Annotated in this window: 13 protein-coding genes and 1 riboswitch; of the genes, 5 read left to right on the plus strand and 8 right to left on the minus strand. The window is 65.3% G+C overall.

Going from position 1 to position 15721, the window contains the following annotated elements; all coding sequences use genetic code 11:
* Nucleotides 1-434 precede the first annotated feature (434 nt).
* The 5 genes from katE to HLH29_RS07390 are packed head-to-tail and all read left to right on the plus strand — an operon-like array spanning nucleotide 435 to nucleotide 6120.
* Nucleotides 435-2504 carry a catalase gene (gene katE, locus HLH29_RS07370; protein WP_246373955.1) on the plus strand — a complete coding sequence of 690 codons (2070 nt, stop codon included), beginning with the start codon at nucleotides 435-437 and terminating at the stop codon, nucleotides 2502-2504.
* A complete protein-coding gene (locus HLH29_RS07375; protein ID WP_182965302.1) occupies nucleotides 2501-3637 on the plus strand; it encodes a glycosyltransferase in 1137 nt (378 codons plus the stop codon). Before katE ends, HLH29_RS07375 begins: the two co-directional genes overlap by 4 nt.
* Entirely contained in the window at nucleotides 3634-4770 is a 1137-nt protein-coding gene (locus tag HLH29_RS19980) for an acyl-CoA dehydrogenase family protein (RefSeq protein ID WP_220791422.1), read from the plus strand. The genes HLH29_RS07375 and HLH29_RS19980 overlap by 4 nt, the downstream gene beginning before the upstream one ends.
* The gene (locus HLH29_RS07385; protein ID WP_182965304.1) at nucleotides 4764-5513 is read left to right on the plus strand and encodes a PIG-L deacetylase family protein; all 750 of its coding nucleotides are present in this window, start codon (nucleotides 4764-4766) and stop codon (nucleotides 5511-5513) included. The genes HLH29_RS19980 and HLH29_RS07385 overlap by 7 nt, the downstream gene beginning before the upstream one ends.
* Entirely contained in the window at nucleotides 5506-6120 is a 615-nt protein-coding gene (locus tag HLH29_RS07390) for a class I SAM-dependent DNA methyltransferase (RefSeq protein WP_182965306.1), read from the plus strand. Before HLH29_RS07385 ends, HLH29_RS07390 begins: the two co-directional genes overlap by 8 nt.
* 64 nt (nucleotides 6121-6184) lie before the next feature.
* Here the strand turns inward: HLH29_RS07390 and HLH29_RS07395 are convergent, their stop codons facing one another.
* The 8 genes from HLH29_RS07395 to rfbB form a co-directional block, all read right to left on the minus strand.
* Nucleotides 6185-7645, minus strand: coding sequence for a phosphomannomutase (locus HLH29_RS07395; protein WP_182965442.1), 1461 nt, complete (start codon nucleotides 7643-7645; stop codon nucleotides 6185-6187).
* Between the two features lie 250 nt (nucleotides 7646-7895).
* Nucleotides 7896-8324, minus strand: coding sequence for a fluoride efflux transporter CrcB (crcB, locus tag HLH29_RS07400; protein ID WP_182965308.1), 429 nt, complete (start codon nucleotides 8322-8324; stop codon nucleotides 7896-7898).
* The gene (locus tag HLH29_RS07405; protein WP_182965310.1) at nucleotides 8321-9169 is read right to left on the minus strand and encodes a universal stress protein; all 849 of its coding nucleotides are present in this window, start codon (nucleotides 9167-9169) and stop codon (nucleotides 8321-8323) included. Before HLH29_RS07405 ends, crcB begins: the two co-directional genes overlap by 4 nt.
* Nucleotides 9170-9316: 147 nt before the next feature.
* A riboswitch (Fluoride riboswitch) is annotated at nucleotides 9317-9397 on the minus strand.
* 69 nt (nucleotides 9398-9466) lie between these two features.
* Nucleotides 9467-11779 (minus strand): TonB-dependent receptor domain-containing protein, encoded by a 2313-nt coding sequence (locus tag HLH29_RS07410; protein ID WP_246373923.1) that lies wholly within the window; start codon nucleotides 11777-11779, stop codon nucleotides 9467-9469.
* Nucleotides 11780-12021: 242 nt separating this feature from the next.
* On the minus strand, nucleotides 12022-12930 hold the full coding sequence (gene rfbD, locus HLH29_RS07415; protein WP_182965314.1) for a dTDP-4-dehydrorhamnose reductase: 909 nt from the start codon (nucleotides 12928-12930) through the stop codon (nucleotides 12022-12024).
* Nucleotides 12930-13481 carry a dTDP-4-dehydrorhamnose 3,5-epimerase gene (gene rfbC, locus HLH29_RS07420; protein ID WP_182965316.1) on the minus strand — a complete coding sequence of 184 codons (552 nt, stop codon included), beginning with the start codon at nucleotides 13479-13481 and terminating at the stop codon, nucleotides 12930-12932. Before rfbC ends, rfbD begins: the two co-directional genes overlap by 1 nt.
* Nucleotides 13478-14395 carry a glucose-1-phosphate thymidylyltransferase RfbA gene (rfbA, locus tag HLH29_RS07425; protein WP_408871947.1) on the minus strand — a complete coding sequence of 306 codons (918 nt, stop codon included), beginning with the start codon at nucleotides 14393-14395 and terminating at the stop codon, nucleotides 13478-13480. Before rfbA ends, rfbC begins: the two co-directional genes overlap by 4 nt.
* Complete coding sequence (gene rfbB, locus HLH29_RS07430; protein ID WP_182965318.1) at nucleotides 14392-15462, minus strand: dTDP-glucose 4,6-dehydratase; 1071 nt, start codon at nucleotides 15460-15462, stop codon at nucleotides 14392-14394. The genes rfbA and rfbB overlap by 4 nt, the downstream gene beginning before the upstream one ends.
* Nucleotides 15463-15721 lie beyond the last annotated feature (259 nt).

The raw sequence follows: 15721 nt of genomic DNA on the forward strand, positions 1-15721 counted from the left end.
CAGATCGGCGCCGCCTTCTGCCCTTCGGTCAGGACGAGACGACGTCTGATGACAAGGCCGGAGAGCGGGAAAAGTTCTCTCTGCGGCCTTCGCAGGATGATGGATCGTCCATTCTCCAGCCGATCCGGTAATGATCGAAAATATCGGAGAAGAGGAGGGTCGATGTGAAATATTTTACAATAATAATGAAATATTTTTATTCTATAATGAAAGTATTTTAATGACGAAATATTGATCCGATATAATTTCGGAACCTCTCCCCGCACCGTGCGTAGCAGAGGGACGATGTCGGGCGTTGGCGGTCGATCTCCCGGAACGGCGATCCTGACGCCCCGTCAGCAACGGCGGCGAGGAGAGGGATCATGACCAAGGGTAAGAAGTCGGGAGACGCACCGAAGAAGGCCCCTGGCGCGCCGGTCGGGGCAGGCGCAGAGATGCGGCAGGGTGCCGGTGGCGAAACGCATCAGGTAGCGGGTGGAGACGTCGTAACCCTGACGACCGCACAGGGCGCACCGGTCGCCGACGACCAGAACACGCTGCGCTATGGCGCTCGCGGCCCCGCTCTGCTGGAGGATTTCCACTTCCGCGAGAAGATCTTCCACTTCGACCACGAACGCATTCCCGAACGCGTGGTCCACGCCCGCGGCTATGGCGCGCATGGCTATTTCGAGCTGACCGACAGCCTGGCAGACGTGACGCGCGCGGATATCTTCCAGCGCGTCGGCGAGCGCACGCCGGCCTTTGTGCGCTTCTCGACGGTCGCGGGCTCGAAAGGGTCGTTCGACCTCGCTCGCGACGTGCGCGGGTTTGCGGTCAAGCTCTACACGAAGGAAGGCAACTGGGACCTGGTCGGCAACAATATCCCGGTCTTCTTCATCCAGGATGCGATCAAGTTTCCGGACATGGTCCATGCGGTCAAGCCGGCACCCGATCGCGAATTCCCGCAGGCGCAATCGGCCCATGACAATTTCTGGGATTTCATATCGCTGACGCCGGAAAGCCTGCACATGATCATGTGGGTGATGTCGGACCGCGCGATCCCGCGTTCCTTCCGCTTCATGGAAGGGTTCGGCGTCCACACCTTTCGTTTTCTCGACGCGGACGGGCATTCCACCTTCGTCAAATTCCACTGGAAACCCAAGAAGCGGCTGCAATCGGTGGTATGGAACGAAGCGGTCAAGATCAACGGCGCCGATCCCGATTTCCACCGCCGCGATCTGTGGGACGCCATCACCAGCGGCGATTTTCCGGAATGGGAACTGGGCGTCCAGCTTTTCGATCAGGCATTCGCCGACACGTTCACCTTCGATGTGCTGGACCCCACCAAGCTGATTCCGGAAGAGGAATTGCCGGTGCGGATCGTCGGCAGGCTGGTGCTGGACCGCGTGGTCGACAATTTCTTTGCCGAGACCGAGCAGGTGGCCTTCTGCACCCAGAATGTGCCGCCGGGGATCGATTTTTCGAACGATCCTCTGCTCCAGGGGCGCAATTTCTCCTATCTCGACACGCAGCTCAAGCGGCTGGGCAGCCCCAATTTTACCCACATTCCCATCAACGCGCCCAAATGCCCGATGGCCCATTTCCAGCAGGACGGGCACATGGCGATGCGCAATCCGATCGGCCGCGCCAATTACGAACCCAATAGCTGGGGGGCCGCCGGCGGCCCGCGCGAGGACCCGGTGCGCGGTTTCCGCAGCTTCGCGGCCGAGGAAACAGGCCCCAAGACCCGCCTGCGGCCCGAGAGCTTCGCCGACCATTACAGCCAGGCCCGGCAATTCCTGATCAGCCAGACGCCGATCGAACAGAAGCATATCGGCGACGCCATCACCTTCGAGTTGAGCAAGGTGGAGCGCCCCGACATCCGCGCGCGCCTGGTCTCGCACCTTCGCCATATCGACGAGCATCTGGCGGCGACCGTCGCGAACGGGCTGGGCCTGCCACTGCCCGAACCGGCAAAGGCGGCGCGGCCGACGATCACCGGCCTGCCGCCGTCGGAGGCGCTCAGCATCGTCAAAAACGGTCCCGACAGCTTTGCCGGCCGCAAGTTCGGCATTCTCCTGACCGATGGCGCGGATGCGGCCCTGTTCGATGCGCTGGTCGCGGCGGCGGACAAGGAAAAGGCCGTTCATGAAATCGTCGCGCCGAAGATCGGCGGCGTTACGCTGTCCGACGGCCGGGCCGTGGCGGCGCAGCAGAAGATCGATGGCGGCCCGTCCGTGCTGTTCGACGCGGTGGCGGTGATCGCCTCGCCAGAGGGGGCGGCGCTACTGGCCGGCGATGCGGCGGCCAAGGATTTCGTCACCGATGCCTTTGCCCACTGCAAATTCATCGGCTACGCCGAGGAGGCGATCGCGCTGTTCGACAAGGCGGGTCTGACCGCCGATCTCGACGAAGCCTGCATCGTTCTGGAGACGGAGAGCGATGTCCAGGATTTCGTCCAGGCATGCCGCGCGCTTCGCTTCTGGGATCGTGAGGCGAAGGTCGATCTCGACGCCAAAGCGTGACGATCTTGGCTGCGGCGACCGTTCCGGACGTGCGGCCCGCCTACGCCTACGCCATCGGCATCCCGGCGCGGGACGAGGAACGGTGTATCGTCCCGTGTCTCGAAGCATGCCGCATAGCCATGGCGCGATGGCCCCAGCCGGGAGTCATCGCCCTCCTGGTCAATAACAGCCGCGACCGCACCGTGGCGCGCGCCCTTGCATGGGCGCGTCGCACCGGCGCGCCGCTTTGCCTGGCGGAACGCTGCTTTCCCGACGAGGCGGCCCATGCGGGCACCGCGCGCCGTGTCGCCTTCGATCTTGCCCGTGCCCGGGTCGGGACGGGCGGATATCTGCTGGCAACGGATGCCGATTCCCGGCCCGACCTGGACTGGCTCCGGGCAAGCCTGGGTCCGCTCGAAGCCGGCCGGGCGGCAATGGTGTGCGGCACCATAGAGCTCGACCCGCTGGAATTCGCCCGGCTGCCCGCCTGGGTAACCCACAACGGCGCCGTCGAGGACCGTTACCGGCGCGCCGCACTGGAACTCACCAGCCTGCTCGATCCCGATCCCGTCAATCCATGGCCGTCCCACGGCACGATATCGGGCGCCAATCTCGCGCTGTCGGTGGCCGCCTATGACCGGGTCGGCGGCGCGCCGATCGTGCCATATGGCGAGGATCGCGCGCTTGTCCGCCGCTTTCTCGATCATGACCTGCCCGTTCTCTATAGCGATGCCTCGCGCGTCGTGACCTCATGCCGGCTGGAGGGCCGGGCGCCGGGCGGCATGGCGGATACGATCGCCTCCCGCCTTGCCGGCGGCCAGCATTGGTGCGACGAGAGCCTGGAACCCGCCCGGCAGACATGGTTCCGCGCCCATGCGCGCGCGCAGCTTCGCCGGACATTTCGCGACTGTCGACAACGGGATGCGGCTCTGACCGAGGCCGGATTGTCCTGCGAGCAGCGCCGGATGGCCCCCTCCTTTACCGGCTTCGGCGCCTTGTGGGCGTTTGTCGAAGCCACCAGCCCTCGCCTCGCGCGGCGGCGCATGTCGTGGGAAGAGATGGCGGCCGAGCTGCCCGCTCTGGAAAGGCTGCGAGACGATTGGGCGGCTTCCGTCGCGACCGCGCGGATCAGGCCGGCGGAGGAGATCGCGTGAGCCGCCCTCTCGCCATCTCCCTGCGATGCCATGAAGCCGGCGAATATGATGCGCTGATGGATTGGCTCACGGAACGCGCCGACATGGCGGAGACCGACCCGGCGGGGCTTGCCCCCGAGATGGAGGCTCTCCGCCAGGCCGGCCTGCTGGCAGCCTGCCTGCCTGATGCCGAGGGAGGGCAGGGTCTGGGGCTCGGCGCGGAAACCGCGATCACCGCCTTCGAACTGCTGCGGCGGATGGGCCGCGCGAACCTCTCGGTCGCCCGGCTGTTCGAAGGGCATATGAATGCGGTAAAGCTTCTGCACCTTTATGACGGCCCGGGGGCACGTGTCGCGCCGGCCGTGCGGAACGGTGCTTTGCTCGGCGTCTGGGGCGCAGACGGGGCGCGTCCGCTTCGTGGCTTTGCGACCGGCGGCGGGCTGCGGCTGGAGGGCGAGAAGATCTTCGCCTCTGGTCTGGGGCTGGTGCGCTTCGCCATCGTGACCCTGCGCGACGGCATTGCCGATGATGGGCCCGACCGCCTGGCCCTGGTCGACGTGTCCGATCCCGCGCGTCAGGACCCGTCGGCATGGAAAGCCTCCGGAATGCGCGCCACGGTCTCGGGCCGCTTCGATTTCAGCGGACTGGAGATCGACGCCGGCCATATCATCGGCCAGCCGGGCGATTATGTGCGCGAACCGCATTTCGAGGGCGGGATCTGGCGCTATTGCGCGGCGCATCTGGGCGGCGCCGAGGCACTGGTCGCGCTGTGGCGCGACGCCCTCGCCACACGCGGCCGGCTGGACGACCCGATGCAGCTTGGGCGCTATGCGCGGGCGGTGTCGCTCTGCCGGGCCATGGCAAGCCTGCTGCGCGAGACGGCCCGGACCGTCGAGGCGGCGACGGACGAGCGGGAGGCCATCGACGCAGCGGTCGCCGCCGCCCTTCTGGCCCGCCAGTTCGTCGAGGAAGGCTGTGTCGAAATCCTGCAGCTTGCGGAAAAATCGCTTGGGACCGCAGCCTATATGACAGGGACCCCGATCGAACGGGTCCGGCGCGACCTCTCGATATTCCTGCGCCAGGCCGCGCCGGATGCCAAGCTGCTCAAGGCCGGCCGGCTGCTGGCAGGCGCGTCCGATGCCGCGCCATGGTGACGCAATTCGCCGAGGGTGCGATCGTCAGGGCCGGGCGACAGGCCCGCTCCATCGAGATCGCGGCGCTGACCGGGCCCGGCAATGTGCTGGTGCTGACGCCACATCCCGATGATGAATCGCTCGGTTGCGGCCGCGCCATCGCGGCGGCCAGCCGCGCGGGCAGGGACGTGCTTGTCGTGGTCCTCACCGACGGCCGGCTGTCACATCCCCATTCGCGGCTTTTCCCGGCAGACAGGCTGATCGCCCTCCGGCAGGCGGAACTGGTCGAAGCGACGCGGCTGCTGACGCGGGGCACGGGCGAGATCATCACGCTCGGCTTCCCCGACCAGGGCGTGCCGGAAGCGCAGGCCGATCGCGCGGCGGTGCGGGACCAGTTGCTGCACCTGATCGACGCCCGGAATGTGACCTCTCTCTGGACGACATGGGAGCAGGACCCCCATCCCGACCATCGCTGCGCGGCCGCAATCGCGCGCCAGGTCGCGGATGCAAGAGCGGGGCTCGGATTCTGGCGCTACCCGGTCTGGGGGCGCTTCATCGAAGATGCGCCACGGGCAGGGGATGTCCTCTATCGCTTCGATGGCGCGCCCTTCCGGCCCGAGAAGCGGGCGGCCATCGACGCCTATCGCTCCCAGATGACGGACCTGATCCCGGATGATCCCGACGGGTTCGTCATGGACGCCCGCGCCCGCCGCCATTTCCTCGAAAGCCCGGAATTGTTCATCGGGGACGGCAATCATGTCTGAACGTGCCGCGCGGTTCGACCGGCTCTATTCGGGTGATATCGATCCGTGGGGATTTCGCAGCTCGACCTATGAGAGAGACAAATATCGGGCGACCCTGCATGCCCTGCCGCGACCCCATTATGCCGTCGCGATCGAGGCCGGATGTTCGATCGGCGAGCTGACCCGGCTGCTGTCCTGGCGCTGCGATCGCGTCATCGGTCTCGATCTTTCCGCTGTTGCGCTGGACGAAGCGAGGCGACGGAATGCCGACCGGCCGAACATCGCGTTCCGCGAGGGCGAATTGCCGGGCGCCTGGCCCGACGAAAGCGCGGTCGACCTGCTTGTCCTGTCGGAAGTCCTGTATTTCCTCGCGCCGGACGAAATTCGAGATCTCACGCAGCGGGTCGCGACGAACTGGTCCCCCGGCGGCGACTGTGTACTCGTCAATTATCTCGGACCAACGGGGGAAGGTCTGCAAGGCGGCGAAGCTGCCGAGCTTTTCATAACATCCATGAAGGCACTCGCCGGAATCCGGCAGGAAGTACGAATCACGAAAAGCCGTTACCGGCTCGATGTCCTGACGCGTGACCCTTCGCTGTCCATGATGCGGCAGGGGAATGGGCCGTGATGGCCCTGCCTTCTCTCCATGGAGAAATACAGATCACGCGTTGCTGCTGTCCCGTCGGTTCTGATCAGGCTCCGCGATCTTTCCAGACGCTGACGGCATCAATGCCGGTTCTCAGCAACTCTGCCGCACGGGCCTGCGTATCGGCCTCGACATAGACGCGCAGTTCCGGGGCGTTGCCCGACGGACGCAGATGGATGATCTCGCCATTGGCGAAAGTCATGCGCAATCCATCCGTCTGGTCGACATGCGCCAGATCTTCGGGCGTCCGGATAAAGCCCAGTGCCATCGCGCCTTCGGCGGGATGGCTGGCGAGCTTTCCGATTTCCGCCAGACTTTGCGCGGTCGGCATGTTCTCCAGCCGGTCGCTGAGCGTGAAACGCGGCGGCAGCGTGGCGACGAGGGCGGCAAGGCCGGTCTTTTCCCGGCGGGCTGCGACCAGGGCACACAGCATGGGCAGCACGGAGTCGCGCGTCGGCAGCGCATGCAGTGTCCGGCCGTCCTTCTGGATATCCGTCGCCAGCAGGAAGCCGCCATTGGCCTCATAACCGACGGAGGGCGTGATGCCGGCCTCGGCGGCGTCGGTCATGGCGGCGACGACGAACGGCGAGCCGATGCGGGTGCGCCGGACATCCCGCGCGAAGCCGCTCTTTTCCAGTGCCGTATTGCTGCTGACGGGCGTGGTGACGGCAGCGGCGCCGAGAAAGCGCGCGGCCAGGATGCCCAGCACATCGCCGCGCAGCCAGTTGCCCTGGGCATCGGCCAGCAGGGGGCGGTCGGAATCGCCGTCGGTGGTCAGGATGGCATCAAGCGTGCCGTCCGCCGCCCAGTCGCGCGCCAGCGCGGCATCCTCGGGGCGCACGGCCTCGGTATCGACGGGGATGAAGCTCTCCGCACGGCCCAGGGGCACCGCCGTGCCGCCCAGGGCCTCGACCACCCGCACCAGCACATCGCGGCCGACGGCGGAATGCTGATAGACGCCCAATGTCAGGTCGGACAGCGCATCCGGGCCGAAGAATGCACGATAGCGCGCGACATAGCCGGGCACGACATCGGTCAGCTCGGGCAGTTCGACCGGTGCGACCAGGGCGCCGTCAGCATCGAACCAGCCTTCGGGCAGGTCCACGCCCAGCGTGCGCATGGCGGCTTCGTCTGATTTCAGGAACTCGCCGCGCGCGCGGTTGAACTTGATGCCGTTGCGGTCGGCGGGGATATGGCTGCCCGTGACCATCAGGGACGGATATCCCTGCGCGAACGCATGCAGGCACAGTGCGGGGGTGGGAACATACCCACAGAAGACCGGCTCGCCCTCCATATGCCGGATGGCAGTCACGCAGGCGCGCAGGATGCGGGGCGTGCTGGGGCGCAGATCGCCCGCGACCGCGACCGGCGTGCCGGGCGCGAACTCGCCGAGCGTCGCCAGATGCCGAAGATAGCCGACCGTATAGGCGAAGCAGACCGCATCGGTCATCGCGGTGACAAGGCCCCGGGCGCCACTGGTGCCGAAGGCAACGCCGGACTGAGTCATCCATTCGGCTATCTTCATGAGACACTCTTTCGAAAGAGACGATGATCCATCATCTCATCTTGGGGGGAAACCATCTCCGAGGAAACCTTCTCCGGCAAACGCGCGGCACGGTCTACGTTTCCATGCGTCGTCAGGGTGGTTAAGCGTTCCAAAACAGCTCCGTGGCCCCTGTACCATCAGCATCGAAGATCGTCCAACCCCGATGACCCGGCGTTTTCCCCTCCCTCGCGCAGCCGGGGGGGGGGAGAGGTCATCGGGGTTCTCCCGACCCGGCTGTGGGTCGGGGAGGATTGAGGGCCTGGGCGGCGACATAGCCGGCCGTCACGCTGGCCATACCCAGCGTGACGGACAGCACGATATTGAGCAGCGCCCGCCCGGGCGCCCCGCCGCGCAGCAGGTCCAGCGTCTGGAGCGTGAAGGATGAAAAGGTCGTGTATCCGCCGCAGATGCCCACCATGAACATCAGCCGGGCGGTATCGGGCACCTGGAAGCGGGCATTGCCGACCGTCAGCGTGCCGAAAAACGCAATGGCGAACGATCCGGACAGGTTGATCAGGATCGTTCCCCAGGGAAGGGTCTGGCTGATGCGCGCGGTCGCCAGACCGACCCAATAGCGCATCAGGGTGCCGCAGGCACCGGCCAGGGCGATGCCGAGAGACGTCATGATATTGGAATTCATGCGATAGGGTCTTCGATACCGTGATGACAGGTCAGGATGGGCAGCGTGGCGTGGGCGAGCAGATCGCGCGTCGGGCCGCCGAACAGAAATTCCAGGAAGCGCGAATGCGTATAGGCGCCCATGATCAGCAGGTCGCCCCGCGCGGCCAGCGCATGGGCGCGGATCTCCGCGCCGATCCTGTCACGAGGGGCCACGAAGCGGTCGATCGTGACCGGCACGCCGCGATCGACCAGCATCCGGGCCCGGTCCGGCGGCGCTTCGGCCGTGTCATGCGCCGTGCCGATCAGGAAGGTGACATGCTCGGCCGCTTCCAGAAGCGGCTGGGCCGCGTCCAGGGCCCGGTCGAGGGCGGGTGAGGGATGCCATGCGACGATCGGGCGCCGGCCGACCGTGTCGCAGGCCTGCAAGGGGGCAATCAGGACCGTGGCACCCGCATCGTACAGGGCGCCGGAAAAGGCTTGGCCGATCGTCTGCCGGTCATCCGCACGTGGGCGGCTGATGACGGCCAGATCGGCCAGTCGGGCCTCCCGGGCCACGATCTCGCGGATATCGCCGGCCATTTCGACCCATTCCACCTTGGCGGCGATCGGGTGGCCGGCCGCCCCGATCCACTGGCGGGCAATGTCGTGCAGCCGCTTCGCGCGGCTGGCGATCTCGGCGGCGAAGGCCCTCCGCTGGTCGGGTGTGGGGATGCCTTCGTCCGGCGCCTGGAAAGCCGGGTCGGTCGCCGGTTCGGGATGAAGCAGGCGGATGTCGTGCCCATCCAGCCGCCTGGCCAGTTCCCCTGCGGCCTGAAGCGTGGACAGGGCGGTCTCCGGCCGGTCCAGAATGGCAAGGATGCGCATCGCGGCCCCTTCCGTCAGAGATTTCGGACCGGGACGATATGTAACCCATGCCGGCCATGGGCGCGAGCCAGAGGCGAGGTCACGGGACCATCGTGGAATGAGAGCATCGAGAGCATATGGACGGATTCCTCCCTTCACGCCCTGTCGGGCCGGGTAGGAATCATCAGCCTCGGCGGCGAGGCGGTTCGACCCCCGAAGGGTCAGGCAGAATCCATTGCCGTCCCCAAGAGAGGCATCGGGGACGGCTTTGTGTCAAGCGCGCGGGCTGGCGGCGCACGCGTCCGCCAGCCGCGCGGGTCAGAAACGCTGTTCGATGCCGGTCAGGATGGTGCGGCGCAGCCCGTATTGCGGCGCGCCGACACCGATGCCCGAGCCGCTGCGCAGTTCGTAGCGTTTGTCGAACAGGTTGATCACGTCCAGGCGCAACTGGGTGCGCTTCAGGAACGGGATATGGAACAGATCCTGGAACGACTGGACGGCGGACAGGTTGAACGTCGCATATTGCGGGATCACGCCCCCGTTGGGAATGTCGCTGTCCTGGCGCAGGCCACTGCCATAGACCATCGTCGCCGACAGGCGCAGCGGGTGGCCGGTTCGGTAGAAAGCCGTGTAGCTGCCGCCGGCCGACGCCGTCCAGCGCTGGTCATGGTCCAGATGGACCCAGCGATGCTGGATATAGGCCAGGTCGGCCGGGTCGAAGTTCCATTGGGCGGTGTCGATGTCCTTGCCGATCGCGCGCGACCAGGCAAAATTGCCGTAGACGGTAAAGGGCCCATGTTCGTAATCGGTGGCGAATTCGTAGCCATGGACCTGCCCACGCCGGTAATTGAAGGCGGACAGGATGATGGGCGACCCGAACTGGCCTTCGTCGATCAGATTCTTCGCCAGTTTCACATAGGCGTCGAACGAGGCGTGCCAGCCGGGCAGGATCTCCTGGGCGAAGCCGGCATCGAAATAATGGTCGCGCTCCGCCTTGACAGTCGTATTCTGGAAATTGGCCGGTGCAGCCGATGTGTTGGCGAATTTTCCAAGCTGCGCGCCGCTCAGGAGTTCGAACGGGGGAGGGGTGAAATAGCGCGAGTAACCGGCATGGAACGTGCCGCCATGCCAGGGCTGATAGACGATGTTGATGCGCGGGCTGACCTGCTTGGAATGAGTATATTCATCCACCCCGTCGAAACGCAGCCCGTAATTGATGGTCAGGTTGCGCAAGGGGCGCCATTCATCCTGGGCATACAGGCCGTAGAGCCATCCGGTGCGGCCATTGCCGTCATGGATGGAGACAGGCTGGTCGCCAAAGATCGTGCCGCCATCTTCATCGATGCCGGTCTGCGGGTAGACGGTGGAATCCGTCTTGGAGATCGTGCGTTCGACATAGATCTGGTAGCCGAAACGGACCGTGTGCTGCGCATCGGCATGCCACGTCACGTCGGTCTGCGAACCGGACGAGAAGACCGAGCGCTGGGCGCGCTGGGCGATGCCGTTATAGACCAGATCCCCCAGCGGATCGGGGGAATAGCCCAGCGAACTGTAGCGGACCACGGCCGAACTCTGCAGGCTGATACTGCCGATATCCTTTTGCAGAGACAGGATTCCGAAATCGGTGATCTGCTTCTGGCGTTCGTTCAGGCTGGCACTGTCGACGCTGCCGTACAGATTCTGCGACAGGGCGCTGTCGAGGAAGGACGGGTTGGCAAACTGCCTCTGCTGGCCGGGATTGTTCGGAAGCTGATATTCGGCGTTCGACACGCCGGCCGTCAGGCTGATGCGCGTGTCGTCATCGGCCGTATAGCGCAGATGGCCGAGGAAATGGTACTGGTTCGTCAGATCGTGCAGGGCATTGAAATCCGGCGTCGGATTTTCGACGCCCACGCGATCATGCACGAAATCGGCGGTCGCGAAATAATCCCATCGTCCGGCATGGCCGCCATATTGCAGGGACGGAAAGAAGTAATCGCGTGCACCACCATAGATCGACACGTCCCCGCCCGGATCGGCGCTGCCGGTCTTGGTGGTGATATCGATCACGCCGGCCTGCAGGAAGCCATATTCGCTGGGCAGCGCGCCCGTCGTCAGCGACATGGAATGGGCAAAGCGCGTCATCAGCGTCTGGCCGAAGACGCTCATGCCTTCGGGCAGCTCCACGCCGTCCAGGCGGAACTGCACTTCATTATGGTCGCCGCGAACATGGATCTGCCCGTAACTGTCCTGCGCGACGCCGGGGGCCTGCAACAGGACGGAATTCAGCGGCGCGTTGTCGCCGCCGGGAATGGTTTCGATATCGCGCCGCGTGAAACGATAGGTGGTGGCGCCCGTGGACGATTGGAGTGCCGCGCGCGTCACGTCGAGATGCGCATTGACCAGGATATGTTCCTCGTTGGCGGCGGTCGCCTCCACGCTGCCGTCGGGCAGGATACGGTCGGTGGCGCGTGGGGTGGTGAAGGACGACCGGGACGATGTCCCCTGCTGCGTGGTCGTGTTCGACGTTTGGCCGGACGGAGCGGAAGGCTGGGACTGATCCAAGGTCTCCGCACGGGCTGCCTGCGGCAGGGAAAATGCGGTTCCTGCAAGCAAAACAGCCATGCGAAGCGCGGGTCGAGACGGATTCATCAAGGCGATCCTGTTCGTATGAAAGCCCCCCAGCCTATAAATGGTATGTTATAATGTTGCAATTCATGGGTGGAAAAAGAGCGAATTGCCGGACGATATGTTGTATATCTGCAACAGAAACCGGACTCGCCCGTATGGGCAAGGAGTCCGTCAGTCCTGACCGCAGGCGTTTCGCTGTGATTGAAGCTGCCAGTAAGGCACTGCGATCGCGGCGAAATTCCTGCGTTCGGGCAACGAACTTGTCAGCGTGATGACGTGTCGATCGATCTGGCAACGCTGCGCGCGACACTGTCGCGCCAGAAGGGCAGGCGGATGCCGAACACGTCGTGCAGGCGGGTGCAGTCCAGGCGGGAATCCTGCGGCCGGGCGGCAAGGGTCGGCCAGTCGGCGGTGGTAATGGCCTGGACCTCCGGCATCGGGTGGCCGGCTTTGGCGGCCTCTTGCAATGAAGCGACCGCCAGGCCGTGCCAGGTCGTATCCCCGCTGCCGGCGGCATGGAACAGGCCGGCATATTCATCGCGCCAGCCGTCCCGGCCGATCGTGTCGATGATCGCCAGAATGGCGTCCGCAAGGTCATCGGCGCTGGTCGGGTTGCCATGCTGGTCGCCCACCACCCGCAGGGTTGGATTCTTCGCCCCCGCATTCAGCATGGTACGCACGAAATTCCGGCCATAGGGCGAATAGACCCAGGAGGTGCGCAGGATGATCGCGCGGTCGTGGGCGGCCAGGATCGCGCGCTCGCCTTCCGCCTTGCTGCGTCCGTAGACCGTGCGCGGCGAGATCGGATCGGTTTCGACATAGGGCGCGCCCTTGCTGCCGTCGAACACGTAATCGGTCGAGACATGGATCAGCGGAATGCCGCGCTCGGCGCATAATCGGGCCAGCAGGGCGGGCCCGTCCCGGTTGGCGCGTGCGGCCCCTTCGGGGTCGCTCTCCGCCGCGTCCACTGCCGTCCAGGCGGCGGCATTCACGACCAGGGCGGGGGAGAATGCGGCGAACGCCGCCGCCAGCGTCTCCGGCCGGTCGAAATCGAGATCCGGCCGGCCGGCGCAGCGCAGACCGGGACGGCCGGAGCCCGCCAGGGCGGTCGCAAGCTGGCCGGACCGGCCGATGACGAGAACCGGGGCGACCGGGATCGGGGCGCCGGTCATCAGAACCAGTCCCGCACCGTGGAGAAGTCCGGCGCTTCGGCGTCCTTGTCGGACAGGATCGCAGCACCCGGTGCCACCGGCCAGGCGATGGCCAGCTCCGGCGAATCCCACCGTACCGACCGCTCGCTGTCGCGATCCCACAGGTCGGTGCATTTATACTGCACTTCGGCATCGTCGGTCAGGGTGCAGAAACCGTGCAGGAAGCCGGGGGGGATCCACAATTGCGATCCATTCTCCGCACTCAGTTCGGCCGCGACCCAGCTGCCGAATGTGGGCGAGGCCTGCCGTGCGTCGACCGCCACATCCCAGATCGCGCCGCTTGTACAGCGTACAAGCTTGCCCTGGGGGTGCGGGGCAAGCTGGCAATGCAGGCCCCGGATCACGCCGCGCTGGCGGGACAGGCTGTGATTGTCCTGCACGAAGGGCTGGGTGATTCCGGCCTCGGCCATCGTGCGGATATTATAGGTTTCGCAAAAGAACCCGCGCGCATCGGCAAAACGACGTGGCGTCAGCAGCAGGATGTCGGGAATGGCCAGGGCTTCGATTTTCATCGTCCGGCCTCCCCGTCCGCCATGTTTCGCAACAGGCGGCCCAGCTCGGTCTTGTGGACTGTCCTGGCGATCTCGCGCAACTGCTCGGCGTCGATGAAACCCATGCGAAAGGCGACCTCGGCGGGTGACCCGACCAGCATGCCCTGCCGGGACTGGATGGTCTGCACGAACATGCCGGCCTGGAGCAGGGCGTCGGGGACGCCGGCATCCAGCCACGCGCAGCCCCTTCCCAGTTTTTCGACCTGGAGCGAGCCTTCCTCGAGATAGATGCGGTTCAGGTCGGTGATTTCCAGCTCGCCCCGGGGCGAGGGGCGGATCTGCCGGGCGAAGGTGCTGACGCGGGCATCGTAGAAATACAGGCCGGTGACCGCCCAGTGCGAGGCCGGATTGGCAGGCTTCTCGACCAGGGTGCTGGCGCGGCCCTCGGCATCGAAAGTCACCACGCCGTAGCGTTCGGGGTCGCGCACCTGGTAGGCGAACACCGTCGCCCCGCTGTCGCGCCTGGCCGCCCCTTGCAGCAATATGCTGAGATGGTCGGCGAAGATCAGATTGTCGCCCAGTGCCAGGGCGCAGGGGGCGCCGGCCAGCCAGTCCTCGGCGATCAGGAAGGCCTGGGCGATGCCGTCGGGGCTGGGCTGGACGCGGTAGCTGAAGCGCACGCCATATTGCGCCCCGTCGCCCAGCAGGCGCTGGAACTGCGGCAGGTCGTCGGGCGTGGAGATGATCATGATGTCGCGGATGCCGGCCAGCATCAGCGTCGACAGCGGGTAGTAGATCATCGGTTTGTCATAGACCGGCAGCAACTGCTTGCTGGTCGCCAGCGTCATGGGGTGCAGCCGCGTGCCCGATCCTCCGGCCAGCAGGATGCCCTTCATCCCGGCCTCCGTTACCGGCTTTCCCACAATCATGCTCATCGGCTGCCCTCTGCCGGGGCCATCCCCAGACGTTTCGTGCTGTCATGCCGGGCCTGGAGCGCGGTCCACCAGTCCCGATGCTCCAGATACCATCGCACGGTGCGGCGCAGGCCGGTTTCGAAATCGTGGCGGGCGCGCCAGCCCAGCGCGGCCTCGGCGTGCGAGGGGTCGATCTCGTAGCGGAAATCGTGCCCCGGCCGGTCGGTGACGTAGCGGATCAGCCGCGCGTGTGGCCCCGCCGGGTCGGGGCGCAGTTCGTCCAGAATCGCGCAGATGGTCTGGACCACCTGAATGTTGGTGCGCGGCTGGCGGGCGCCGATGGCATAGGTCTCACCCGGCCGGCCGCGCTCCACCGCCAGCACCAGGGCCTCGGCATGGTCGTCGACGAACAGCCAGTCGCGCATGTTGCCGCCATCGCCATAAACGGGCAGGGCACGCCCGGCGATGGCGTTGATCGTCACCAGCGGGATCAGCTTCTCGGGGAAATGCCAGAACCCGTAATTGTTGGTGGTATTGGTGACGAAGGCTGGCAGGCCGTAAGTGTGCTGCCAGGCCCGCACCAGATGGTCCGACGCCGCCTTGGACGCCGAATAAGGGCTGCGCGGGTCGTAGGGTGTGGTTTCGGTGAAGGGCGGATCGCCCGGTTGCAATGTGCCGAAGACTTCGTCGGTCGAAATATGATGGAACCGGAACGCCGCCTGGCGGCGTAGGTCTAGCCCCGACCAGTATTCCCGCGCGGCTTCCAGCAGGGTGAAGGTGCCCAGCACGTTGGTCGTCATGAACACGCCAGGGCCGTCGATCGAGCGGTCGACATGGCTTTCGGCCGCCAGATGCATCACCGCGTCCGGCTGATGGGAAGCGAAGATCGCCCGCATCGCCGCCCCATCGGTGATGTCGGCCCGTATATGCAGGTAGCGCGGGTCCGCCGCGACATCCCCTGTCGAATCCCGCGTGGCGGCGTAGGTCATGGCATCGACATTCACCACGGAATGGCCAGTCGACCCGATCACATGCCGCACGATCGCCGAACCGATGAAACCGCATCCACCTGTTACGAGTATGCGCACACTCTTGCCTCGTCTGTTGGTATGGTCATGCTACAATCAAAAAAACACGGCGCAAGAAAATAAATCTTATGGGATGTCCCGTTATTCTATATCTTATTATCCAATCATTATTGTTTATTTAACATCTGTGTGAAGCCGAGTGCATCGCGTCGTCAGGCTCAGGGTGGTGCGCATCTTCTCCCCCCCGTGCCTGCAACGGTTGCGGTGAAACCGAGTTGCGAAATCGGAAAAAAGGGCCGCGAAAACCGCCGGTTCCCGG

Source organism: Gluconacetobacter tumulicola (assembly GCF_014174215.1).
Lineage (GTDB): Bacteria > Pseudomonadota > Alphaproteobacteria > Acetobacterales > Acetobacteraceae > Gluconacetobacter > Gluconacetobacter tumulicola.

What these genes read in the sequence shown, in the direction of transcription:
- rfbA (WP_408871947.1), bottom strand. Translation starts at nt 14,395, where the DNA reads ATGAGCATGATTGTGGGAAAGCCGGTAACGGAGGCCGGGATGAAGGGC.
- HLH29_RS07385 (WP_182965304.1), top strand. Translation starts at nt 4,764, where the DNA reads ATGGTGACGCAATTCGCCGAGGGTGCGATCGTCAGGGCCGGGCGACAG.
- HLH29_RS07410 (WP_246373923.1), bottom strand. Translation starts at nt 11,779, where the DNA reads ATGAATCCGTCTCGACCCGCGCTTCGCATGGCTGTTTTGCTTGCAGGA.
- HLH29_RS07390 (WP_182965306.1), top strand. Translation starts at nt 5,506, where the DNA reads ATGTCTGAACGTGCCGCGCGGTTCGACCGGCTCTATTCGGGTGATATC.
- HLH29_RS07395 (WP_182965442.1), bottom strand. Translation starts at nt 7,645, where the DNA reads ATGACTCAGTCCGGCGTTGCCTTCGGCACCAGTGGCGCCCGGGGCCTT.
- rfbD (WP_182965314.1), bottom strand. Translation starts at nt 12,930, where the DNA reads ATGACCGGCGCCCCGATCCCGGTCGCCCCGGTTCTCGTCATCGGCCGG.
- crcB (WP_182965308.1), bottom strand. Translation starts at nt 8,324, where the DNA reads ATGAATTCCAATATCATGACGTCTCTCGGCATCGCCCTGGCCGGTGCC.
- HLH29_RS07405 (WP_182965310.1), bottom strand. Translation starts at nt 9,169, where the DNA reads ATGCGCATCCTTGCCATTCTGGACCGGCCGGAGACCGCCCTGTCCACG.
- rfbC (WP_182965316.1), bottom strand. Translation starts at nt 13,481, where the DNA reads ATGAAAATCGAAGCCCTGGCCATTCCCGACATCCTGCTGCTGACGCCA.
- katE (WP_246373955.1), top strand. Translation starts at nt 435, where the DNA reads ATGCGGCAGGGTGCCGGTGGCGAAACGCATCAGGTAGCGGGTGGAGAC.